Annotated in this window: 15 protein-coding genes; 11 read left to right on the top strand and 4 right to left on the bottom strand. The window is 74.5% G+C overall.

The annotated features are described in order from the left end of the window. Positions 1 to 17 precede the first annotated feature (17 nt). The 3 genes from OO57_RS19815 (at position 18) to OO57_RS39600 (ending at position 5,368) form a co-directional block, all read left to right on the top strand. The gene (locus OO57_RS19815) at positions 18 to 1,043 is read left to right on the top strand and encodes a carbohydrate ABC transporter permease (RefSeq protein WP_033253890.1); all 1,026 of its coding nucleotides are present in this window, start codon (positions 18 to 20) and stop codon (positions 1,041 to 1,043) included. Continuing rightward, entirely contained in the window at positions 1,040 to 2,068 is a 1,029-nt protein-coding gene (locus OO57_RS19820; protein WP_081973812.1) for a carbohydrate ABC transporter permease, read from the top strand. Before OO57_RS19815 ends, OO57_RS19820 begins: the two co-directional genes overlap by 4 nt. Before the next feature lie 186 nt (positions 2,069 to 2,254). Beyond that, positions 2,255 to 5,368 carry an Ig-like domain-containing protein gene (locus OO57_RS39600; protein WP_158715176.1) on the top strand — a complete coding sequence of 1,038 codons (3,114 nt, stop codon included), beginning with the start codon at positions 2,255 to 2,257 and terminating at the stop codon, positions 5,366 to 5,368. A gap of 115 nt (positions 5,369 to 5,483) precedes the next feature. Here OO57_RS39600 and OO57_RS19830 read toward each other — a convergent pair whose 3' ends face one another. Continuing rightward, positions 5,484 to 7,037 (bottom strand): MFS transporter, encoded by a 1,554-nt coding sequence (locus OO57_RS19830; protein ID WP_418909898.1) that lies wholly within the window; start codon positions 7,035 to 7,037, stop codon positions 5,484 to 5,486. Between the two features lie 135 nt (positions 7,038 to 7,172). Here OO57_RS19830 and OO57_RS19840 point away from each other — a divergent pair, with 135 nt between their 5' ends. The 3 genes from OO57_RS19840 to OO57_RS19850 all read left to right on the top strand — a co-directional run bounded on the left by OO57_RS19840 (position 7,173) and on the right by OO57_RS19850 (position 9,467). Then, entirely contained in the window at positions 7,173 to 7,805 is a 633-nt protein-coding gene (locus OO57_RS19840) for a TetR/AcrR family transcriptional regulator (protein WP_063737598.1), read from the top strand. Positions 7,806 to 7,978: 173 nt separating this feature from the next. Next, positions 7,979 to 8,662, top strand: a complete 684-nt coding sequence (locus OO57_RS19845; RefSeq protein WP_033253893.1) for a ribonuclease HII — start codon at positions 7,979 to 7,981, stop codon at positions 8,660 to 8,662. Between the two features lie 283 nt (positions 8,663 to 8,945). Next, positions 8,946 to 9,467, top strand: coding sequence for a hypothetical protein (locus OO57_RS19850; protein WP_324606791.1), 522 nt, complete (start codon positions 8,946 to 8,948; stop codon positions 9,465 to 9,467). A 177-nt stretch (positions 9,468 to 9,644) separates the two neighbouring features. On the opposite strand, the gene OO57_RS19855 is transcribed toward OO57_RS19850, so the two are convergent. Both OO57_RS19855 and OO57_RS19860 read right to left on the bottom strand, forming a co-directional pair. Further along, the gene (locus tag OO57_RS19855) at positions 9,645 to 10,334 is read right to left on the bottom strand and encodes a hypothetical protein (RefSeq protein ID WP_234337421.1); all 690 of its coding nucleotides are present in this window, start codon (positions 10,332 to 10,334) and stop codon (positions 9,645 to 9,647) included. 417 nt (positions 10,335 to 10,751) lie between these two features. After that, positions 10,752 to 12,947, bottom strand: coding sequence for a RecQ family ATP-dependent DNA helicase (locus OO57_RS19860; protein WP_033253895.1), 2,196 nt, complete (start codon positions 12,945 to 12,947; stop codon positions 10,752 to 10,754). A 206-nt stretch (positions 12,948 to 13,153) separates the two neighbouring features. Here OO57_RS19860 and OO57_RS19865 point away from each other — a divergent pair, with 206 nt between their 5' ends. Next, positions 13,154 to 14,761, top strand: a complete 1,608-nt coding sequence (locus OO57_RS19865; protein ID WP_051777986.1) for a DUF4192 domain-containing protein — start codon at positions 13,154 to 13,156, stop codon at positions 14,759 to 14,761. Here OO57_RS19865 and OO57_RS19870 read toward each other — a convergent pair. After that, on the bottom strand, positions 14,758 to 16,071 hold the full coding sequence (locus OO57_RS19870) for an alpha/beta fold hydrolase (RefSeq protein ID WP_033253896.1): 1,314 nt from the start codon (positions 16,069 to 16,071) through the stop codon (positions 14,758 to 14,760). The two genes, OO57_RS19865 and OO57_RS19870, sit on opposite strands and share 4 nt — an antisense overlap. A gap of 1,124 nt (positions 16,072 to 17,195) precedes the next feature. On the opposite strand from OO57_RS19870, the gene OO57_RS38550 reads away from it, so the two are divergent. The 4 genes from OO57_RS38550 to OO57_RS19890 all read left to right on the top strand — a co-directional run bounded on the left by OO57_RS38550 (position 17,196) and on the right by OO57_RS19890 (position 23,257). Next, positions 17,196 to 19,412, top strand: coding sequence for a glycogen debranching N-terminal domain-containing protein (locus OO57_RS38550; protein ID WP_063737599.1), 2,217 nt, complete (start codon positions 17,196 to 17,198; stop codon positions 19,410 to 19,412). 87 nt (positions 19,413 to 19,499) lie between these two features. Further along, positions 19,500 to 20,258: an NUDIX hydrolase gene (locus OO57_RS19880; protein WP_033253897.1), complete on the top strand. Its 759-nt coding sequence runs from the start codon at positions 19,500 to 19,502 to the stop codon at positions 20,256 to 20,258. 348 nt (positions 20,259 to 20,606) lie between these two features. Beyond that, entirely contained in the window at positions 20,607 to 22,445 is a 1,839-nt protein-coding gene (locus OO57_RS39605) for an ATP-binding cassette domain-containing protein (protein WP_051777987.1), read from the top strand. 41 nt (positions 22,446 to 22,486) lie between these two features. Beyond that, a complete protein-coding gene (locus tag OO57_RS19890; protein ID WP_033253898.1) occupies positions 22,487 to 23,257 on the top strand; it encodes a hypothetical protein in 771 nt (256 codons plus the stop codon). Positions 23,258 to 23,262: the final 5 nt, after the last annotated feature.

Genomic DNA, 23,262 nt, shown 5'->3' on the forward strand with positions numbered 1-23,262 from the left:
GAGGAAGGATCCTCCGCATGCCCACCGACTCCCGGCTCGCCGGGCCGGCGCTCCACCTCGCCGACTCGCTGTGGCAGGACGCGGCGCTCAAGTTCGGCAACACCGCGGGCGCCGTCCTGGGCTTCCTCGGCGTGCTGCTCGCGGTGTTCTTCGCGGCGGGCCGCGCCACCGGACGCTTCTCCCGGCCGCTGGCGGTCGTCCTGATGCTCGGCCCCGCGGCCGTCCTGCTGCTCACCGGCCTGGTGGTGCCGCTGCTGCGCACCGTCTACCTCAGCTTCTACGACGCCGACGCGGCGAAGTTCGTCGGCGGGAAGAACTACGGCTGGGCGGCGACCAGTTCGCCGATCCACGAGGTGCTGCTGAACACCCTGCTCTGGCTGGTGATCGCCCCGATCGCGGCCACCGGGCTCGGCCTGCTGCTGGCCCTGATGGTCGACCGGATGCGCGGCCAGGCGGTCTACAAGTCGCTGGTCTTCATGCCGATGGCGGTCTCGCTGGTGGCCGCCTCGATCATCTTCAAGCTGGTGTACGAGTCGCGCGGAGCCGGTCAGAACCAGGTCGGCCTGCTCAGCCAGCTCGCGGTCGCGCTCGGCTGGGACGACCCGCCGAACTGGATCCTCTCCCAGCCGCTGAACAACTTCCTGCTGATGGGCGTCATGGTCTGGGTGCAGACCGGCTTCGCCATGGTGGTGCTGTCCGCCGCGATCAAGGCCATCCCGGACGAGATCACCGAGGCCGCCCGGCTCGACGGCGCCACCGGGGTGCGGCTGTTCCTGCACGTCACCGTGCCGATGATCCGCACCACGCTGGTGGTGGTGCTCACCACCATCATGATCATCACGCTGAAGGCCTTCGACATCGTCCGCACCATGACCGGCGGCAACTTCGGCACCCAGGTGCTGGCCAACGAGATGTACTCGCAGAGCTTCGAGCAGTACAACACCGGCCGGGGCAGCGCCCTCGCGGTGATCCTCTTCCTCGCGGTGGCCCCCCTGGTGGTCTACAACATCGCCCTGCTGCGCAAGGAGCGTGCGACCCGATGAGCGCCGAGCCCACCTTCGACAAGGCCTCCGGCTCCGGGGTCGGCACCGGCTCCGGCGGCGCGTCCGGTTCCGGTGCCGGCAGGGCGTCCGGCTCCGGCGGGGCGGCCCGCCCCGACCTGCCGCCGGCCAAGGCGATCCGCCGGGCGTTCAGCTCCCCGCTGGCCAGCGCCCTGGTGATCGCCGTCACCGTGCTGTGGACCATCCCGACCGTCGGCCTGCTGGTCACCTCGCTGCGGCCGAAGGAGGACGTGGTCTCCAGCGGCTGGTGGGAGGCGTTCGTCCACCCCGACCTCGGGCTGGAGAACTACCGCTCGGTGCTGTTCGACAACTCGTTCGGCACCTCCGGCGGCCTGATGCCGTACCTGGTCAACTCGATCGCGATCGCCATCCCGGCCACGGTCTTCCCGCTGGTGCTGGCCGCGATGGCGGCGTACGCGCTGGCCTGGGTGCGGTTCAAGGGCAGCGACGCGGTCTTCTTCCTGATCTTCGCGCTGCAGGTGGTGCCGCTGCAGATGTCGCTGGTGCCGCTGCTGCGGCTGTTCTCCGGCGGGGCGCACCTCGGGTCGGTGACGGTGATCCCGGCGCTCAACCTGAAGGACACCTACCTGCCGGTCTGGCTGACGCACACCATGTTCGCGCTGCCGCTGGCGATCTTCCTGCTGCACAACTTCATCGCCCAGCTGCCCCGCGACCTGATGGAGGCCGCGGTGGTGGACGGGGCCTCGCACTTCAAGATCTTCCGCTCGATCGTGCTGCCGCTGAGCGCCCCGGCGCTGGCCTCGTTCGCCATCTTCCAGTTCCTGTGGGTGTGGAACGACCTGCTGGTGGCGCTCACCTTCGCGGGCGGCAACCCGACCGTCGCGCCGATAACCTCCCGGCTGGCCCAGCTCTCCGGTTCCGACAGCAGCCACTGGGAACTGCTCAGCGCGGGCGCCTTCCTGTCGATGATCGTCCCGCTGGCGGTGTTCTTCGCCCTGCAGCGGTACTTCGTCCGCGGGCTGCTGGCCGGGTCGGTGAAGGGGTGAGCCGGTCGGGCCGCCCCTCTTGAACGCGTGCAGACAGAAGGGTCGGATGCGGAGCGTCGGCGTCCTAGTTGGCCGGAAGTCGTGGCTGTGATGTGAGGGTTCTGCGGACGCGCCGGGGTCGGAGCCGGTAGGACGGAGGGCGGCACTTCTGCCGTTCATCCGGTCATCCGACCTTGGGGGGTTGGCGTGAGGATCAGAAAACGAATCGCCGGACTGCTCGTGGGCCTGCTCGCGGCCAGCGGACTGATGGTGGCGCCCGCGGCACACGCGGACACCACCGCCGTCCTCGGCAACACCACCACCGGCACCGCCACCGACTCCGGTGACTCGAACTACATCAACACCTCGCGCTTCGTGACGGGCGCCAGCGGCGGCACCGTCAACAGCGTCAGCGTGTACGTCGGCGCCGTCGGCGCCGCGCCCAACGACCAGTACCAGGTCGCGGTGTACGGCGACGTGGCCGGCAAGCCCGGCCCGCTGCTCGGCTCCTCCGCCTCCGGCACGCTCACCGCGCACGCCTGGAACACCCTGCCGGTCGCCGCCGCCCTCGCGCCGAACACGCCGTACTGGCTGGCGTACAACTCCAACGGCGTCTCCGCCGCGGTCAACAACCTGAACTACTCCACCGGCGGCCAGAGCGGCTACTCCACCGGCGGCACCGCCTTCGGCACCTGGCCCAGCAGCTTCGGCGCCGTCTCCACCGGCTCGCTGAACTACTCCGTCTACGCCACCTACACGCCCTCCGGCAGCGGCGGCGGCACCCCCGGCAGCGGCCCCGGCAACGAGGGCCCGATCCTGCTGGTCACCAACGCGGCCAACCCGTACACCACGTACTACGGGGAGATCCTCAAGGCCGAGGGCCTGAACTACTACAAGACCGTCGACCTGGGCAGCGTCACCGCGACCTTGCTCAACTCGTACGACGTGGTGCTGCTGGCGGAGAACCCGCTGACGGCCGCCCAGACCACCATGTTCAGCACCTGGGTGAACGGCGGCGGACGGCTCGTCGCGATGCGGCCCGACAAGCAGCTCGCCGGGCTGCTCGGCCTGACCGCGAGCACCGACACGCTGGCCGACAGCTACCTGAAGATCGACACCACCGCGGCGCCCGGTGCCGGACTGACCTCCGACACCATCGGCTTCCACGGCACCGCCGACAAGTACGCGCTGAACGGCGCCACCGCCGTCGCCACCCTGTACAGCGACACCGCCGTCGCCACCACCAACCCGGCCGTCACGCTGCGCACCGTCGGCACCGGCCAGGCCGCCGCGTTCACCTTCGACCTGGCCAAGTCCGTCGTGCAGACCCGTCAGGGCAACGCCGCCTGGGGCGGCCAGCAGCGCGACAACGTCGACGGCATCGAGGCCAGCGAGATGTTCTTCGGCACCGGCGGACAGCTCAACTGGAACAACCTGGACAAGGCGCAGATCCCGATCGCCGACGAGCAGCAGCGCCTGCTCGCCAACCTGATCACCGCCATGGACGCGGGCAAGAAGCCGCTGCCGAAGTTCTGGTACTTCCCGCGGGACGTCAAGGCCGTCGTGGTGATGACCGGTGACGACCACGGCATCGGCGGCACCGGCGGGCGCTTCGACGGCTACGTCGCGCAGAGCCCGGTCGGCTGCAACGTCGCCAACTGGGAGTGCGTGCGCGCCTCGTCCTACATCTACACCGACGACCCGCTGACCGACGCCCAGGCCAAGGCCTACTCCGACCAGGGCTTCGAGATCGGCGTGCACGTCACCACCAACTGCACCCCGTGGGGCACCCCCGCCGACCTGCAGAACGTCTACGCCACCCAGATCGGCGCCTGGAAGGCCAAGTACGCCTCGCTGCCGAACCCGGACAGCACCCGCACCCACTGCGTCGAGTGGGACGACTGGGCGACCCAGGCCAAGACCAAGCTCGCCAACGGCATCCGGCTGGACACCGACTACTACTACTACCCGGCCAGCTTCGTGCAGGACCGGCCCGGCTACTTCAACGGCACCGGCCTGCCGATGAAGTACGCGGACAGCGACGGCAGCACCGTCAACGAGTACCAGGCCACCACCCAGCTCACCGACGAGTCCGGGCAGTCCATGCCGGGCACCGTCAACACGCTGCTGGACAACGCCTACAACTCCAAGGGCTACTACACCGTCCTGACCGCCAACATCCACACCGACTACGCCGCCTCCACCGCCTCCGACCAGGTCATCGCCTCGGCCAAGGCGCATGGCGCCCCGGTCGTCTCCGGCCGCCAGCTGCTGAACTGGCTGGACGCCCGCAACGGCTCCGCGTTCTCCGGCATGGCCTGGAGCAGCAACACGCTGAGCTTCAGCATCACCGGCGGCGCCAACGGCCTGCGCGCGATGGTCCCGGTCAACTCGGCGGCCGGCACGCTCACCGGCGTCAAGCGGGGCGCCACCAGCGTCAGCTACCGCATCGAGACCGTCCACGGCATCTCCTACGCCTTCTTCGACGGCAACGTCGGCTCCTACACCGCGACGTACGGCACCGACACCACCGCGCCGACCGTCACCGGCTCGGTGCCGGCCAACGGCGCCACCGGCGTCCCGGCCACCGCCCCGGTGAAGGCCTCGTTCAGCGAGCCCGTCCAGGCGAGCACCGTCAACGGCACCAACGTCACCCTGAAGACCACCAGCGGCGCCACCGCGGTGCCCGGCACCGTCGCCCTGGACGCGGCCACCAACACCGTCACCTTCACCCCGAGCGCCGCGCTCTCGCTCAGCACCGGCTACACGCTGAGCGTCGCCAACGTGAAGGACCTGGCGGGCAACACCCAGACCGCGGCCTACACCGCGGCCTTCACCACGGCGGGCGCGCCGCCGCAGACCATCGGCAACAACGCGGTCGGCGCCCAGCTCGACGACACCGACTCCAACCACCTCAACGGCTCCAAGATCACCACCGGGGCCTCCGCCATCGCACTGACCTCGCTCAACGTGCACACCGGGCAGATCAGCGCGGCGCCCAACAACCAGTTCCAGATCGCCCTCTACAGCGACAACGCCGGCTCGCCGGACGCCCTGCTGGCCACCAGCTCGGTCGGCACGCTGAGCGCCAACGCCTGGAACAGCGTGCCGATCACCTACACGCTGGCACCCGGCACCACGTACTGGGTGGTCTACAACTCCAACGGCACCAGCTCCACCGTCAACAACATGCACTACAGCTCCGGCCCGGCCGGCTCGGGCGCCTACAGCAGCGCGTCCGTCCCGTTCGGGACCTTCCCGGCCGCCTTCGGCACCGCCGTGAAGACCAACCTCGTGTACTCGCTGTACGGCGCCTACTGAGTAGTGCACCGGACGCACCGAGTTGACTGCCGGGGCGGTTCGGGCCACGCGATCGTGGTCCGGGCCGCCCCGGCGGCTCGTTCCGGCGGCACCGTTCCGCGGTGCCCCCGGACCGTCAGACCGCCATGCCGGCCGGGGCCTCGGACGGCAGGTCGCCCGCCTTGGCCTTGACCACGAACAGGGCGGAGAGCAGGGCCACCGCGGCGAAGGCCACGCCGACCACGAAGGCGTGCGACACCGCGTACGCCAGCACCTGGTTGGCCCAGGAGCTGCCGGGCGGGAAGGACTGGTGCTCCTGCGCGTACTGCAGCTCGGCGGGGGAGGCGTGGGCCGCGAAGTCCGGCTGCTGGCGGTTGCCCTCGCTGGTGGCCGCCTTGGCGAACATCGTGGTCAGGATCGACAGGCCGACCGAACCACCGATCTGCTGCACCGAGTTGAGCAGGCCCGAGGCGGCTCCGGTCTCGTGCGCCGACACCCCGGCCACCGCCATCAGCATCACCGGGACGAAGATCAACCCCATGCCGAAGCCGAAGGTGACCGTGGGGCCGAGCACGGCCGCCGTGTAGCTGCTGTTCACGTCCGTCTGGGTCAGCCAGCCCAGGCCGGCGGTGACCAGGACGGAACCGGTGACCAGGAAGGGCTTGGGGCCGATCCGGGCCTGGAAGGTGGAGGCGATCTGGGCCGCGACGATGATCGCCACGCTGACCGGGAGGAAGGCCACACCCGCCTTCAGCGCGCTGTACCCGAGGACCCGCTGCACGAAGAGCGTGACGTAGAAGAAGATGCCGAACATGGCGGCGGCCAGGCAGAGCATCATGATCAGGCCGCCAGTGCGGTTGCGGTCCCGCAACAGGCCCAGCGGGGTGATGGGTTGGGCGGTGCGCCGCTCGATCAGCACGAAGGCGAGCAGCAGCGCGGCGCCGACCGCGAAGGACGCGACGGTCACGCCGTTGCCCCAGCCCGCCTCCGGGTCGGCGGCGTGGATGAACCCGTAGACCAGGCTGACCAGGCCGAGCGTCGAGGTGAGCGCGCCCGGCAGGTCGAAGGTGCCGGCCCGGCGCTCGGACTCGTTGATGTACTTCGGCGCGGCGAGGGCGATCAGCACGGCGATCGGCACGTTCACGAAGAACACCCAGCGCCAGTTCAGGTACTCGGTGAGCACGCCGCCGGCCAGCAGGCCGATCGCCGCGCCGGAACCGGCCACCGCCGAGAAGACGCCGAACGCGCGGTTCCGCTCCGGCCCCTCCTTGAAGTTGGTCGCGATCAGGGCGAAGGCCGTCGGTGAACAGATCGCCCCGCCGATGCCCTGCAGCGCGCGGGCCGCGAGCAGCATGCCGCCGTTCTGCGCGAAGCCGCCGAGCAGCGAGGCCAACCCGAACAGCAGCACGCCGACGACGAACACCCGGCGGCGGCCGAGGATGTCGCCCGCCCGCCCGCCGAGCAGCAGCAGGCCGCCGAAGGTCAGCGTGTAGGCGTTGATCACCCAGGACAGGTTGGTGGTCGAGAACTTCAGCGCGTCCTGGATGTGGGGGAGCGCGATGTTCACGATGGTCGCGTCCAGCACGACCATGAGCTGGGTGGCCGCGATGACCGTGAGCGTGACGTTCTTGCTCCGGCCCCCCTCGGACCCGGGCGGAGCTGACTTGCTGATCGTGCCGGAAACAGCCACTGTGTGCCCCCTGCTGGTCACTGCTGCCGTTCGGTAAGGTGCATCGACGATGCCCACAGTGAACGGTCGCGTTCACTGTGGGGACGATAGACCCGCACCGTTAGTGAACGCAACCGTCTTTTAGGGTGGATGACGATGGATCAGCCGGACCAGCACGATCGGCGCCGATCGACCGTCGGCGCCCCGGAGGGGGCCCCGCAGCGCCGTCGCGGGAAGGCCCTGGAGGCCGCGATCTTCGAGGCCGCGATCGAGCAGCTCACCTCCGGCGGCTTCGCCCGGATGACCATGGAGGGCGTGGCCGGGGCGGCCCAGACCGGCAAGGCCGCGCTGTACCGCCGCTGGAACTCCAAGGGCGACCTGGTGATGGACGCGCTGACGGCCGCCCTGCCGCCCCCGACCGGCGTCCCCGACCTCGGCTCCGCCCGGGACGAGCTGCGGCGGGTCGTCGAGGCCTACGTGGCGGTGGTGACCTCCCCGATCGGCGCCGCCATCCACACCCTGATGGGAGAGCTCGACCACGAGCGCGCCGAGTCCTTCAAGGAATTCCTCCAGGAGCGGGTGGTCACGCCGGGCGTCGAGGTGATCCTCGGCATCCTCCGCCGGGGCGAGGAGCGCGGCGACGTCCGCCGCGGCGCGGCGGTCCCCGCGGTCGCCGACGTGCTGCCGGCCATGCTGCTGTACCGCGCCAAGCTCTGCGGCGGCGTGCTCGACGAGGCCTTCGCCGCCGAGCTGTTGGAGCAGGTCATGCTGCCGATGATCCGGCCGTAGCGGTGCGGCCCGGGGCGGGGCGGTGCGGCCCGGTGCGGCCCGGGTGGCGCGGCTCGGGACAGGGCCGGTCGACCCGGCGGGGGCGTGGGTGCGGCGGCGTACGCTGAGGGGAGCCGGGAGTTCCCGTCCTGCGGGCCCGGCCGCCGCGCCCAGCTCCAGCGAACGGAACCCCGATGCCGTACGACCCCCCGACCCACGCGGTCGAGCGCTCCCTGCACCAGGCCGGCGCCCGTGTGGTGGTCGGCCTGGACGAGGTCGGCCGGGGCGCCTGGGCCGGTCCGGTCATGGTCGGCGCCGCCGTCACGGGCCTGCGCCGCCCGCCGGAGGGGCTGACCGACTCCAAGCTGCTCACCGAGCGGCGCCGGGTCGCGCTGGCCCCGGTCCTGGAGGAGTGGGTGACGGCGTACGCGATCGGGGCCGCCTCGGCCCGGGAGTGCGACGACCTGGGCATGACCGCCGCGCTCCGGCTGGCCGCCCTCCGCGCCCTGGAGGGGCTGCCGGTGCGGCCCGACGCGGTGATCCTGGACGGCAAGCACGACTACCTGGGCGGTCCCTGGAAGGTCCGCACGGTGATCAAGGGCGACCAGTCCTGCGTCTGCGTGTCCGCGGCCTCGGTGCTGGCGAAGGTCCGGCGGGACGCGCTGATGGCCGAACTCGGCTCGGATCACCCGGCGTTCGCCTTCGGGGAGAACGCCGGGTACCCGTCGCCGACGCACCGCGCCGCCCTGGAGGAGCTCGGCCCGACCGAGCACCACCGGCTGTCCTGGTCCTACCTGGACGCGCTGCCGCGCTGGAGCCACCTCAAGCGGCAGCGCACCCCGGCCGACACCGGCGAGCAACTCTCCCTCGGTTTCTGAGGTTTTCCTGACGGTCGGGCCCGGTCCGCGAGCGGCCCCGGGCCGTCCCGCCGACCCCGTTTCCTGACGGTTGGTCAGCATTCATCCGCCGGTCACCGGAGCGTTGTCGCCACGGTGCGCACCGCGCGCCACACTTCCAAGTGGTGGGGTGCCCGTGCGCATCCGACCGGCATTTGATAGGAATCCGGGTATGCCTGTCTTCCCCGAGGAGCCGGAGATTCACGAGACGATCCCGGGCCCCGGCGTTCCCCTTCCCCACAAGTCGGACGCACCTGCCCCCCGTATGCCTTCCTCCACCACCGTCGCCGCACCGGTCCCGGGCCCGCGCCCCGGTCCGCCGCGCCCCGTCCCGCCCCGTGCCGACCGTCCGGTCCCCGGCCCGCGGCCCCCGGCCCGACCCGAGCCCGGCCCCGCGCCGCGCCCCGGTCGGCCGGACGTCCAACTCCTGCCCGCCGCCGCGGCCGAGGCGATCGACCGCGCCGACGAGGCGGTGGACGCGCTGCTGGAATCCGGCCGCCGCCCCGGCGACGTGCTGGTCCTGACCGTCGGCGGGGCGCACCCCTGGCAGGAGCACGAGCTCAGCTTCGGCGAGGAGCGCTACTGGGCGCAGCTCGCCGACGGCGGCGACGTGTTCTACGCCGACGCCGCCGCGACGCGCCAACTCCGCCGGGACGTGGTGGTCCTGGTCGTCAACGAGGGCCGCCCGGAGCGGGTGGCCGTTGCGGCGCGCAAGGCGCTGGAGCGGGCCGCGAAGCTCCTGGTGGTCTGCGGCGAGACGGAGACCGTCGCCCCGCTGTTCGCCTGAGCGGAGCCCCGCCCGGCGGCCCGTCCGGGCAGCCCGTCCGCCGTCCGCCCGCTCGTCCGGTCCCCCGGTCGGCCACCCTGGCCGGTCGGGCCCGTCGGGCTGTCCGCAACGCCGTCCGGCGCGGCGGGCGGCCCCGGTGCGGGACTCCGCCGGGGGGCGCGGGCCTCCGGCGTCCGGTCAGCGGGCGGCGGTGCGGCGGGCGGTCCGCTCGTCCCCGTGGGCACCCTCCAGGGCGCGGACCGCGCTCAGCGAGGTGACCGGGGCGATCGGCTGCTGCTGGGGCGGCGGCGCTCCGGTCGCCGCGGCGGACGCACCGCGCGGGAGGCGCGGCGGCAGTTCGGTGACGGTGTGGACCGGACCGAGCGTCCACGACCCGGAGTGCGGGTTGCGCCCGCGCCGACCGTCACCGAGCGACTGCCAGCCGGCCGGCGTGAGCGTCAGGTACGAACCGCAGCGCAGCCCGTGCAGTTCGGCGGCGGCGCGGAGCGCCCACATCCAGGCGCCGTCCTGCTCGGTCCAGTCCGGAACGCCCTCGCGGCAGCGCAGCAGGACCGCGGTGCGGCTCGGGCTGCGCCGCTTCAGGTCGTGCGGGGTGACCCGGCGGAGATGGCCGAGCAGCGCGTTGCGGTGGTCCCACCCGTCGTCGAACTGCGGCCGGACGCCGAAGGAGGCGGACGCCACCACCCGGTTCCCGGCGTCCAGCACCGCGACCACCGTGGTGCCCGGTTGCGGGAGGTGCCGCTGGTGCAGGTCGGTGACGAACTCCCGGGGCGCCCGGAGGAGGGGCACGCCGTAGCTCTTCCACTCCGGCAGGGCGACGGTCCGGTGGCCGTCGTAGCGGGAAGGACCTCGGTCGATGCCGTTGATCACGATCCTCCTTCCCGTGCTCGCGCCCCCTGGGGCGCGCGAGCGTACGCCGAAGGCCGGGTCCGACGGACCGGGCACTGGATACCTTCCAATTCTCGGTGGAGAGCAGTCCGAGCGGCAATGATGAAATGACGACCGCGGCCCGAAATCCGTGCTTCTGCCGGATATGTTCCGCGCTCTCGACGGGGCCATTCGGCTGACCCGCCGGTGAGCGGCGGGTGTACGGCTTGAAACGTTCCGGTGTACGCCCTCCCCGTGCCCCGGCGCGCCCGTCCGGCCCGGGGCGTCGGCGCGCGCGGGCTTCCGGCCACCGGGCGGCGGCGGCCGACCACGCGACCGGGCGGGCGACCGGGCGGTCGGGTGGCCGTGTGGTTGCGCGGTCTCACGGTCGGGGCGGGGGAGGGGGTGGGTCGGGGCTCACCCCCGGACGGCGAGGACGAGCGGGAGCACGGCGGTGGCCCCGGCCTGGCGGAGCATGCGGGCCGCCACCGTCAGCGTCCAGCCCGAGTCCACCAGGTCGTCGACCAGGAGGACCGGGCCCGGTGCGGCGGCCAGGGACTCGGCCAGGCCCGGCGGGAGGGTGAGCGCCCCGGCGACCGAGCGCAGCCGTTGGGCGCTGTTACTGCGCGGGCCGTGCGGCGGCTCCCCGGTGGCGTACTCGACCCGGCCGAGCAGCGGCATCCGGCCGATCGTGGCCAGGCCGCCCGCCAGGTCGGAGAGCAGCCGGGGGCGGGTGGAGGAGTCGAGCGCGACGACCCCGACCGGGCGGTCGAGCCGCTGGCCGTCCGCCCCGGCCGGCCCGGCCCAGCCGCCGGGGCCGCGGGCCCAGTCCGCCACCACCCCGACCATCGCGTCCAGCACCTCGCGCGGCAGCGGGCCGTCCGGGGAGCGCTCGTCCAGCAGCGAGCGCAGGCGGCCGCCCCAGCCGATGTCGGACAGCCGCCCCAGGGCGCGCCCCGGCTCGGCCTGCTGGGTGACGGGGATCCGGCCCTTGAGCGGGACGCCCAGGGATTCCATGCCGGTGGGCCACATCCGCCTGGTCTCGAAGGAGACGCCGGGGCGGCCGAGCGCGGCCCGGGCCGCGTCCAGCGCCCCGGCGGAGACCTCCGCGGAGTGCCGGGGCGGGGCGCAGCGGTCGCACCTGCCGCACGGGACGGCCTCGGGGTCGTCGAGCTGGCGGCGCAGGAACTCCATCCGGCAGCCCCCGGTGGCCACGTACTCCCGCATCGCCTGCTGCTCGGCCTCGCGGGCCCGGGCGACCTTGGCGTACCGCGCGGCGTCGTACTGCCAGGATTCGCCGGTGGACTCCCAGCCGCCGCGCACCCGGCGGACCGCGCCGTCCACGTCGAGCACCTTGAGCATGGTCTCCAGCCGGGTGCGGCGGAGGTCGACCGAGGTCTCCAGGGCGGCGGTGGAGAGCGGGCGGCCCGCCCCGGACAGCGCGTCCAGCGTGCGGCGGACCTGCTCCTCGGCGGGGAAGCCGATCGAGGCGAAGTACCGCCAGATCGCCTCGTCCTCCCGGCCGGGGAGCAGCAGGACCTCGGCCCGGTCCACCCCGCGACCGGCCCGGCCGACCTGCTGGTAGTAGGCGATCGGGGAGCTCGGCGAACCGAGGTGCACCACGAAGCCGAGGTCCGGCTTGTCGAAGCCCATGCCGAGCGCGGAGGTGGCGACCAGCGCCTTGACCCGGTTCTCCAGCAGCGCCGCCTCGGCCTCGCGGCGCTCCGCGTCCTCGGTCCGCCCGGAGTAGGAGGCGACCTGGTAGCCGCGCCCGCGCAGGAACTCGGTGACCTCCTCGGCGGCGGCCACCGTGAGGGTGTACACGATGCCGGAGCCCGGGAGGTCGGGCAGGTGGTCGGCGAGCCAGGCCAGCCGGTGCGCCGGGTCGGGCAGCGGCAGCACCGCCAGGCTGAGGCTCTCCCGGTCCAGCGGCCCGCGCAGCACCAGGGCCTGCGCGTCGCCCGCGCCGGTGCCGAGCTGCTCCGCGACGTCCGCGGTGACCCGGGCGTTCGCGGTCGCCGTGGTCGCCAGCACCGGGACGCCGGGGGAGAGCTCGGCGAGCATGGTGCGCAGCCGCCGGTAGTCGGGCCGGAAGTCGTGCCCCCAGTCGGAGATGCAGTGCGCCTCGTCCACCACCAGCAGGCCGGTGGAGGCGGCGAGCTTGGGCAGCACGTGGTCGCGGAAGTCGGGGTTGTTCAGCCGCTCCGGACTGACCAGGAGGACGTCGACCCGGCCGTCGGCGACCTCCTGCTGGATCTCCGACCACTCCTCGGGGTTGGCCGAGTTGATCGTCCGGGCGCGGATGCCCGCCCGGGCCGCCGAGTCGACCTGGTTGCGCATCAGGGCCAGGAGCGGGGAGACGATCACCGTCGGTCCGGCGCCGCGTTCGCGGAGCAGCGCCGTGGCGATGAAGTAGACGGCGGACTTGCCCCAGCCGGTGCGCTGGACGACCAGGGCGCGGCGGCTGTCCACCACCAGCGCCTCGATGGCCTTCCACTGGTCCTCGCGCAGGGCCGCGCCGGGGCCGGCGAGGTCGCGCAGCACGGCTTCCGCGGCGGCCCGGACGGCGTCGCGGTCGGCGGGGGTGGTCGGGTGGAGTTCGCGCGTCTGCATGGGGTCATGGATACCGTGCGGCACGGACGGACCGCGAATGACCGGCTGTGGACAGGGTGGCGTTCATCGGTTGATCTGCTGTCAAATCGCCGGGAAGACCATGAACCATGGGCCATTCGGGTGAGTGGATGCTGAACCCCCCGACTTATCCACAAGCTAGGGCGAATTTTCCGCAGTCGGGCGCGATCCGGTCCAAGCTTTCCGCCATGACCGCAGACGACCGCACCACCACCCCCGTCCCCAACCCCGGCCACCTGCCCGTCCGGCTGCGCGGCCCCGCCGACATGGCGGAGATGCTGCCGTACCTGCTCGGCTTCTTCCCCGACGACAGCATCGTCGCGGTGGGCCTGCAGGGCTCCGCGCTCGACCAGGGCGGCGTGATCCGGATCGACATCCCGGAGGATCCCGCCTGCTGGGAGCGCACCGCGGAGGAGGCCGCCCGGCTCCTGGTCGAGCTGTCCGAACAGCGCGACCGCCGCCCCGTCCAAGTCCTGCTGTACCTGTGCCGGGACCCTGCCGACGGCGCCCGCGCGTCCGAGGACGGGCCCGCCGTGCTGGCGCGGCTCCGCCCGCTGGCCGCCGCGCTCGCCCGGGCCTTCCGGGACGAGCAGGTGGCCGTCAAGGAGTCGCTGTGCGTCTCCGCCGGCCGCTGGTGGTCCTTCCTGTGCACCGAGGCCGACTGCTGCCCGCCGGGCGGCACCCCGGTCCGGGCGGCCCACCAACCGAGCCCGCTCGCCGTGGCCGCCACGTTCGCGGGGCTCGCCCCGCGGGGCAGCCGCAAGGCGATCGTGGCCGGGCTGGCCCCGGTGGGCCCGCCGGGCTCCGAGGTCCAGCGCCGGGCCCTGGAGGACGCCGGGCCGCCCTTCATCCGCGAGCTGGCCGGGCCCGGCGGCCGGGTCGCGGCCGTCGAGCGCACCGCCGGGCTGCTCGCCGAGGCGATGGCCGAATTCCGCGCCGGAGCCCGCGAGTTGGACAGCACCCGCACCGCCAGACTGCTGATCGGCATGCAGGACAAACTCGGCCGGGACCGCGCCGCCGAGTACGCCGAGCCCGACGAACTCGCCGCCGCCCAACGGCTGTGGCGGTTCCTGATCCAACGCTGCGTCGACCCGTTCGGACACCTCGCCGCCCCACCGATGACCTTGCTGGCCTGGACGTCCTGGCTGGCGGGAGACTCGGCCACGGCCCGGATCGTGCTGGCCAGGGCACTGGAGCTGGAGCCGGACTACACCCTGGCCCGGCTCCTCTACGAATCACTGAACTGCGGCATCGCCCCGGAAGCCCTGCTCCGGGTGGTCCGCCGCGAGCGCACGGCCCGCCTGCGGGACGGGCAACCCCCGCACCTGGCGGAGCTCCCGCCGGGAGCGCCCCCGGAAGCCCCCGCCGCCCCGGCGGGAACCGGAGACGGAGCGACCGTCACGGACGACACCGCTCCGCGGCAGTCGGACAGGGCCTCCAGCCGACGGGAGCCGGTCCCCGGGCCGGGCGGGCCGCCCGCCGGACCTCGCCCCGGCGGCACCGGGGAGATCCGCCCGGGGACGGAGACGAAGTCTGAGCCGGGGACGGGGACGGAGACGAAGTCTGAGCCGGGGACGGGGACGGAGACGAAGTCTGAGCCGGGGACCCCCTACCGGTCCGGCGGACGGGCCGTCGGCCGGACCGGCCTGCCGGGCCGAGCGGGGGCGCGGTACGCACCCCCGGCGAGTCGTTCCGGCGGGCGTACGGGTCCGGCAGGTCCGGCCGCACCGAAGCCGACACACGATCGGAGACTGACATGCGAACCCTCGACCCGCGGCTGCGCGGTGGTCGGCTAGACCTCGCCGCGCGCCATCCGGATCAGCCGGTCCAGCACCGCCCGACCACTGGTCCGGACGCCGTCGTGCTCCCACTCGTTGGTGACCCAGACCCGGGTGCCGGCCACCGCGTCCGCGGTCTCCAGCGAGTGCGCCGTGTCCACGTACATGTCGTCGTGGTACACCGCCGCGTACACCGGCACCTGGTTCGACGCCAGGCGCGGCAGGTCGTACAGGTCGGGCCAGTCGGTGCGCTCCGCCAGCAGCTGCGCCGTCTCGCGGAGCGGCTGCAGCGCCGGGTCGGTCTCGAACATCCAGGGGTGGATCATCTCGCCGGTGAGCAGCACCGGCCCGTCCCCGGCCAGCGCCGCCTCGGCGTCGAACTCGGGGAACTCCTTGCGCACCCGCTCCGCCGACCAGTCGGTGGCCCCGGCGTCGACCGAGCGCTGCCCGTAGATCGACTCGTGCAGGACGGCGTACAGGGGGTTCTGCGCGAAGGACAGGTGCGACTGCGCCCCGGCCAGGAAGGTGTCGGAGAGCTCCGGTCCGTCCGGCCCCTCCACCCAGGCCTCCTCCAGCAGGTAGTGCAGGACGTAGGAGCCGGAGCCGCTGCCCAGCAGGATGCCCAGCGCCTGGAACGCCTGGACGGTCAGCGTCCCGCCGCCGGGAAGGGGCGCGGGCCGTTCCAGCAGGTGCGCAGCGATTCGCCGTACTGCCGCCACGTCCTGGGGGAAGCGCGCGTAGTGTCCGGCGTTCTTGCGGGCGACGCGCGGGTAGGCCGCGCGGTAGACCTCGTCCGCCGAGCGGCGCAGCCCGGCCAGACCGCCGGTGACGAAGGCCTCGCGCAGGTGCTCCGGGGCCAGCGAGAGGTAGGTCAGGGTGCAGAAGCCGCCGAAGCTCTGCCCGAGCAGGCTCCACACGCCGTCCTCGCCGAGCAGTTGGCGGCGGATCAGTTCGGCGTCCCGGACGATCGAGTCGGCCCGGAAGTGCGCCAGGTACTCGGCCTGCTGCCGGGCGTCGCCGCGCCGGGCCAGGGTCTGGCGGTTGGCGGGGGTGGAACGGCCGGTGCCGCGCTGGTCCAGCAGCAGCACCCGGTGGTCGTCGAGCGCCCGGTCCAGCCAGCCGTCCCGGCCCATCGGGCGGTTGGCCTTCCCGCCGGGTCCGCCCTGCAGGTACACCAGCCACGGCAGTTCGTCGTGCTCGCGTCCGGCGGCCACCACCTCGCGGGCGTAGACCTCGATCGTCTCGCCGCCGGGGGCACCGTGGTCCAGCGGCACCCGGAAGAGGTGGTCGGTGGTGACGATTCCGGGGATGCGGCTGAGGGAGGACATGCAACTCCTAGGTGCGAGCTGGTCACGGGCTGGTCGCGGCGTCGAACGCCGGGGTCACCGGTGCGCCCGCCGTCGCCCTCGCACCGTATCCTGACGTCGGACAGGAGCCGCCGGGGGGCGGCCGCCAGGTGCGGACAACCCCGGACGGAGCCACGACACAGCGGGCGCCCCGGGTGTCGGTCGCGGAGCACCGAACGACCATCGGCTCGCGGCCGCCTCCGACCGGACGTCCGCCGGACGGGCGTGACCTGGGGCAGGTGTGGTGCGTTCAATCTGCGGAACGCCACCACCCGAACCGGCACCGCCCGAACCGGCACCGCCCGAACCAGCACCGCCGGACCGACCACGGCAGGGCCGACCGTCTGGGGCACCGGCCACGCGTCGTTCGACCCGGCGCGGCCGCTCCCCGGACGGCCCGGCGTCCGGGCCGGAACACCGTCCCGCCCGGGGCGGGGTGCCGGCGGTCCGGTCCGACCCGAGTCAGAGCCGCGTGTTCCGGCGGCAGAGCAGCACAGTCCGCGATCGAGCATGCTCGCGGCCGACCGAGCCCGCAGCCCTCGGCCGGTCGAGGGGAGGAGAGCCTGGTGACCGACTCAAGGCCACCCCACGCAGCGCCCCAACCGCTGCCACCCACCAGCCCGCCGGTCCCCGGTGCCGCCCCGGTGCCGCCGACCCGCCCGGCCGGCCCTCCGACACCCCGTCAGGCGACTCCGCCGTACGGTACGCCGACCGGTCCCGCCCAGGGAACGGCCGGGCCGGGGCCGACGGTTCCCGGCACCCCTCCGTACGGCACACCCCTGTCCGGAACTCCGGCACACGGCGTCCCGGCACACGGCGTCCCGGCACACGGCGTCCCGATACACGGCACTCCGCCCCACGGCGCGCAGCCGGGCGCCGCCCGCCCGGCCCTCCACCCAGCCGCCCAGCCGTACGGGCCCCCGGCGGGCACGCCCCCGTACGGCACCCCCGCCGGAGGCACGCCGTACGGGCCCGGTGGCACCCCGCCGTACGGCACCGTGACCCGGCCGGCTCCGGGGCACCCGGCGGCCGGGCGCGGCGGCCCAGGTCCGAGGGCTGACCACCAGGCGGCTCCGGGTGGTGCACCCGGCAGCAGGTCGGAGCAGGTGGCGGGCGCGCCCACCGCCGGCCCGGCCCGGTCGACCGGCCAGGCGCCGCCACCGCGGCCGCAGCCCTCCGCCGCGCACGACGTCCTGTGCGTCAACGCCCCGGGCATGGCGGCCTCCGGCCCGGACGGCCAGCTGCGGGGTCAGGGCCTGCACGGCTTCTTCCGGCACGGCGTGCGCACCCTGGCCCGGATGGAGCTGCGGCTGGGCGGCATGGAGCCGCTCCCGCTCCAGGGCACCCTGACGTCCGCGGCGGCGGCCCGGTTCGTCGGCTCCGTCCGGGTGCCGGGAGACCTCGACCCGGATCCGGCGCTGACGGTCGAACGGCTCCGGCACGCCGACGGCGCGGAGACGGTGACGGTCCGCAACACGGGCGCCCGCCCGGCCCGGCTCCCGCTGGAGATCGCCCTCGGCACCGACCTCGGCCTGCTCACCGACATCGCCGCGGGCCGCCGATCGGCCGACCTGCCGGGCCAGGTCCAGTCCTCCGGCCTGCGCTGGGTCGGCCAGGGCCGGGCGGCCACCGTCAGCGCCCGTCCCTCGCCGCACGCGGTGCTGGCCGGTGCGGGCGTGCTGCGGTGGGACTTGGAGGTCCAGCCCGGCGCCCGCTGGTCGGTCGACCTCCGGGCCGAGCTGGAGACCCCGTCGACGGGGCGGCCCCCGACGGGCCGGGGCCCCGGCGTGCCGCTGCCCTGGTCCGAGCCCGAGATCAGGGCCGACGACCGCCGGGCCGCCCGCCTGGTCTCCCGCGCCCTGGACTCGCTGGGCGGCCTGCTGCTCGCCGACGCGGACCGACCGACCGACCTCTACACCGCCTCCGGTGCCCCCTGGCGCTTCGGCCTCACCGCCGCCGACGCGCTCTGGGCCGCCAGGATGACCCTGCCGCTCGGCACCCGGCTCGCCGCCGGGACCTTGCGGGCGGTCGCCCGCCGCCAGCACCAAGCGGTCCCGCAGAGCGCCGCGCCCGCACCCCGGCAGGCCGACGCGGCCCCGGGCGACGGCGCGTCGACCCCGGAAGGGGCCGGTGCGACCGGGCCGGTGCCCGGGGCCGCTCCGGGAGCGACCGGCGGGGCGAACCCGCCCGGCGGCGAGGCCGGTGCGGCGGCCCAGGCGCTGGACGGGGTGATCCCCGGCCCGCTGCGGCACGGCGGCCCCGAGCTGCCGGCCAGCTGCACCGCGACGGAGGCGACCCTGCTGTTCGTCACGGTGCTGGCCGAGGCCTGGCGCTGGGGCATGCCCCGGGCCGAGGTCGCCGAACTGCTCCCGGCGGCGGAGCGGGCGCTCGGCGCGCTGCGGGCGGCGGTGGTGGCGGAAGGGGCGGACGGCCCGGTCGGGTTCGTCGCCGACTTCGGGCGCCCGGCGGAGGAGCGCGCCGCGCGCCCCGGCCCGGCCCGGTGCGAAGTCCAGGCCCAGGCCCACCGGGCGGCCCTCCAGGGGGCCGACCTGCTCGACGCCTTCGACCGGCCCGGTGCGGAGCAGTGGCGCGCCTGGGCGGCCGAACTGAGGGAACGGTTCCGCGAGCAGTTCTGGATCGACGACCTGTCCGGTGGCCGTCCGGCCGCCGCCCTGCTGGCCCCGAACCGTCCGGTGCCGGCCATCGCCTCCACCCTGGTCCACCTCTTCGACCTGGGGCTGGCCGCGGAGGGTGAGCTGCACGAGGGTCTGCTCGACCGCGAGCAGACCAGGCTGCTGGCCCAGCGCCTGGTCACCCCGGAGCTCGACTGCAGTTGGGGCCTTCGCACCCTGAGCGCGAAGTCGCCCCGCTTCAACCCGCTCGGCCACCGCAGCGGTGCGGTCCGGGTCCAGGAGACCGCGCTCGCGGTGAGCGGTCTGGTGGACGCGGGCTTCGAGCGGGAGGCCGAAATACTGCTGGAGGGCCTGCTGGAGGCCTCCGTGCACTTCGAGGGCCGCCTGCCGGAGATGTACGCGGGCGAGCAGAAGGTCACCGACTGCCCGCCAGTCCCGCACCCGGCGGCCTGCCGTCCGGCCGCGGTCTCCGCGGCGGCGGCCGTCCACCTGGTGCTCTCGCTGGCGGGCGTCCGTCCTGACGTCCCGTCCGGGCGGGTCGCCACCCGCCCGGCGAGCACCGCCCCCCTGGGTGCACTGGAACTGACCGGCCTGCGGGTGGCCGGTGAGCCCTTCTCGGTCCGGGTCAGCCGGATCGGTGTCGCGGTCGTGGAGGAGGCGCCGTCGTTCCTGCAGCTCGCCGCCAGCTGAGCGCGCCCCGGCCGGGGCCGTCCACCGGGAAGGGGAAAAGCGCTGTGGTCTGTGATTATCGTCAGAGAGACGACTAAGATCGGCCGCATGTCGCGTTATGACCCGTCGGCCTTCCCCCCGTTCGCAGTCACGGTTGACCTGGTGGTGCTGACGGTGCGCGACCACGAGCTGTGCGCCCTGCTGGTGAAGCGCGGAGAGGCCCCGTTCCAGGGCTACTGGGCGCTGCCGGGCGGCTTCGTGCGGCTGGACGAGGGCCTGGCCGAGGCGGCGTCCCGGGAGCTGGCCGAGGAGACCGGGCTGCGGGCGCAGTCGCTGCCGGGCAGCCTCCCGGTCGGGCAGACCCCCGCGGGTGCGCACCTGGAGCAGCTCGCCACCTACGGCCACCCCCAACGGGACCCGCGGATGCGGGTGGTGAGCGTCGCGTACCTGGTCCTCGCCCCGGACCTGCCGTCGCCCCGCGCGGGCGGCGACGCCAGCAGCGCCCGCTGGGCACCGGTGCGCGAACTGTTCGGCGAGGAGCGCAACGACGGCGTGCTGCTGGCGTTCGACCACGAGCAGATCCTGGCGGACGGGGTGGAGCGCGCCAGGTCCAAGATCGAGTACTCCTCGCTGGCCACCGCCTTCTGCCCCCCGGAGTTCACCGTCGGAGAGCTGCGCCGGGTCTACGAGGCGGTGTGGGGCGTGGTGCTCGACCCGCGCAACTTCCACCGCAAGGTGACCGGCACCCCCGGCTTCCTGCTCCCCTCCGGCGGCACCACGACCCGTCAGGGCGGCCGTCCTGCCCAGCTGTTCAAGGCGGGCGGCGCCACCGTCCTCAACCCCCCGATGCTGCGCCCCGAGGCCTGACCCGAGTCCTGGCCCGAGTCCTGGCCCGAGTCCTGGCCCGGGTCCGCCCCCGCGCCCGCCCCCTCCGGGCGGCGGCCGTGGGGCGTGGGATGTGGGACACGGATCGCGGACCGGGGCTCCGGCGACGCGGCCGATGCCGTTGCTGCCGACGGGTGGTGACGGTTCGTGAGGAGCCCGTCAGCGCGGCGGCGGGGCTGTCGCCTGTACGGGTGAGGTCGGTGCCAACAACGTCCACGACCCATCCGTAATGCCTGGTTTCACCGCTTCCGCGCCCTACTGTGCAGGCTCAGGCCAGGTGGACACCCCCGGCCTGTCGGCGGGCGAGGGCGGGCGAGGGAGCGGGCAGCGATGATCCAGATCACCGGACTGACCAAGGCGTACCGGCGGGGGCGTCCCCCCGCGTTGCTGGACCTGACCTTCGACGCCCGTCCGGGGATGGTCACCGTGCTGCTCGGGGACGAGGGGGCGGGCAAGTCGACCGCGCTCCGGCTGATGGTGGAGCTGGAACGGGGCCACGGCCTCACCCTGTTCGACGGCCGGACGTACCGGCGGATCCGGCGCCCGGAGCGGGAGATCGGCGTCCTGCTGGCCACCGGCCGCCCGGAGGCCGGGCACCCGGGCCAGCGGGCCCGGGTGCACCTGCGGATGCTGGCCGGTGCGGTCGGCGTCCCGGTGCGCCGGGCCGACGACCTGCTGGAGCAGACCCGGCTCGCGGGCGTCGCCGACCACCGCATCGGCACCTTCTCACCCGGCATGCACCGCCGCCTCGCGCTGGCCGCCGCACTGCTCGGGAACCCCTCGACCTTGCTGCTGGACGCCCCCACGGAGGGCCTGTCCCCGGGCAACGAGGAGTGGTTCGGGGCCTTCCTGCGCTCCTTCGCCCTCTCGGGCGGCACCGTGCTGGCCACCACCCGCGCCCCCGAGGAGGCGGCCGCGCTCGCCGACCGGGTGGTCACCCTGGACGCGGGCCGGTTGGCCGCCGACCAGCCGGTGGTGGAGTTCCGCCGCACCAGGCTGCACCCCGAAGTCCTGGTCCGCGGCCCGCAGATGGCACGCCTCGCAGACCTGCTGGTCGCCCAGGGCGGCCAGGTCCGGCGGGACGGCGGCGCGGGCCTCGCGGTGAGCGGCGTCGGCCGCACCGAGATCGGCGAACTCGCCTACCGCAACGGCATCCTGCTGCACGAACTGTCCGACCGGGTGGTGGAGCGCCCCGTCTCCTACCCGTCCGCCCTGCCCAGCGGTTCGGGCCGCTCGGGCCAGGTGACGATCCGGACGGTGCGCCAGGGCCAGGGCCAGGGCCAGCGCCAGGACCAGGACCAGGAACAGGGCCAGGGCCAGACCCAGGACCAGGCCGCGGCCCACCGGGCACCGGCGGCGGGGCAGGAGGCGCCGGACGGCAGGGCCGCCGCCCCCGGGGAGCAGCGGCCCGTGACCGTCGGCCGCCCGGCCGGGCCGGAGCCGGAGCGTCCGCTCGACCACCGAGGCCTGCAGGCCGGCCGCTGGGCCGCCGCCGCGCTCGCGCCGAACCCGCCAGCCCAGGCCCAGGCCCAGACACAGGCCCAGGCCCAGCAGGCGCAGACCGCGTCCGTGCCCGCGCCGACGCCTCCCGTCCAGGTGCCTCCCGTCCAGATGTCCCCGGTCGCCCCGGTGCCCACCGTCGACCTGACCAGGCGGACGCCCCGCGGGTCCTCCGCGCTCGGTCGGACGACGGCTCGGGCCGCGGAGGAGGAGACCGTGACGGGGGCCGGGGCGGAGTCCGGTGCGGGGGTTTCGGAGGTGAGGCCCGGGGCGCGGGGCGGCGAACGGTCCGCGCGGCCGGACGGCGGCGGGGCGGTGCCCGGGCTCGGGGCGGTCGACGCCGAGCACCTGGCCGCCAACCCGACCGACGCCGAACTGCTGACTCCCGCCCGGATCAGGGGAGTCGGCCACCACCCCGCCCCCGTGCGCCCGCTCCCGGGACGCCCCTGGTCGGTCGGGTCCACCGGACTGCGCCCGGCCGGTCGCACCGAGCGGGTCGAGCAGGCCGGGCCCGCCGAACCCGCGGGGCGGCCAAGGGAGTCGGAGGAACCGGGGGAGCCGGGACCGCCGGGGCAGCCGGGGGCGGAGCGGCCCGGCGGTGCGGGCGCGGTGGATCCGCGGGGGACGGCGCGGCGGAGCGCCGTCGGCGACGAGAACGGGAGTGAGTGACCGTGCGGGTGGTGGCGAGTGAGGTGCGTCGGTTGTGCGGGGTGCGCTCCACGTGGCTGGTGGCGGCGGGCGCGCTCCTGGTGAACGCGGCGGTGGCGGCGTTCACGGCGGCCCGGTTGCCGGCCGGGGAGTTGGCGGTGCCGGACGCGGTGCGGTCGGTCGCCGCGGTGGTGCCCGTCCTGCCGCTGCCGCCGACCGTGCTCGCGGCGGCCGTGCTCGGCGCGCTGGCCTACGGCAACGAGGCCCGCTGGCCCGGTCTGCCCGCCTCACGGGTGACCCTGGGGCGTCGGCTTGGCGCGCTGCTGGCGAAGTCCTCGGTGGTGGGCGCGGCGGCCGTCCTGCTGGCGGTGCTCACCCTCGGCGTCGACGCCCTCGCGGCCTGGCTGGCCCTGCCCGCCGGGGTGGACGCGTCGACGGTGCTCGACCCGTCCGGCCTGCCCGCGGCCCCGTTCGCGGCGGGTGGTCCGGGCCGTCCGCTGGCGGTGTTCGTGGTGCTGGCGGCGGCGGGCGGTTGGGCCGGTCTGCTGATCACCTCGCTGGTGCGCAGCGCCGTCGTCGGCATCCTGCTGACCGGCGCGCTGCCCGCCCTGCTGGAGCCCACCGCCGGTCTGCTGCTGCACCGTACGGGCCGCAACTGGCCGGTATGGGTAAGGGAGTTGATGCCCTTCCAGTACGGCCTGGACCTGGTCCGCGACGCCGCCGACCGGACCGCGGGCGCGCTGGACGGCGTGGTGGTCGCCGCACTGCTGGCCCCGGCCGCCCTGCTGGTGCTGGCGGCGGTCCTGGCCCAACTGCGTCGCAGGAGCCTCTGAGGCTC

The sequence above is a fragment of the Kitasatospora phosalacinea genome (assembly GCF_000717185.1).
GTDB classification, from domain to species: domain Bacteria; phylum Actinomycetota; class Actinomycetes; order Streptomycetales; family Streptomycetaceae; genus Kitasatospora; species Kitasatospora phosalacinea_A.

Excerpts from the sequence above, each read along its gene's own strand:
- OO57_RS39605 (WP_051777987.1), top strand. The coding sequence starts at position 20,607 with ATGATCCAGATCACCGGACTGACCAAGGCGTACCGGCGGGGGCGTCCC.
- OO57_RS19860 (WP_033253895.1), bottom strand. The coding sequence starts at position 12,947 with ATGCAGACGCGCGAACTCCACCCGACCACCCCCGCCGACCGCGACGCC.
- OO57_RS19815 (WP_033253890.1), top strand. The coding sequence starts at position 18 with ATGCCCACCGACTCCCGGCTCGCCGGGCCGGCGCTCCACCTCGCCGAC.
- OO57_RS19840 (WP_063737598.1), top strand. The coding sequence starts at position 7,173 with ATGGATCAGCCGGACCAGCACGATCGGCGCCGATCGACCGTCGGCGCC.
- OO57_RS19865 (WP_051777986.1), top strand. The coding sequence starts at position 13,154 with ATGACCGCAGACGACCGCACCACCACCCCCGTCCCCAACCCCGGCCAC.
- OO57_RS19845 (WP_033253893.1), top strand. The coding sequence starts at position 7,979 with ATGCCGTACGACCCCCCGACCCACGCGGTCGAGCGCTCCCTGCACCAG.
- OO57_RS19880 (WP_033253897.1), top strand. The coding sequence starts at position 19,500 with ATGTCGCGTTATGACCCGTCGGCCTTCCCCCCGTTCGCAGTCACGGTT.
- OO57_RS19820 (WP_081973812.1), top strand. The coding sequence starts at position 1,040 with ATGAGCGCCGAGCCCACCTTCGACAAGGCCTCCGGCTCCGGGGTCGGC.
- OO57_RS19850 (WP_324606791.1), top strand. The coding sequence starts at position 8,946 with ATGCCTTCCTCCACCACCGTCGCCGCACCGGTCCCGGGCCCGCGCCCC.
- OO57_RS19870 (WP_033253896.1), bottom strand. The coding sequence starts at position 16,071 with ATGTCCTCCCTCAGCCGCATCCCCGGAATCGTCACCACCGACCACCTC.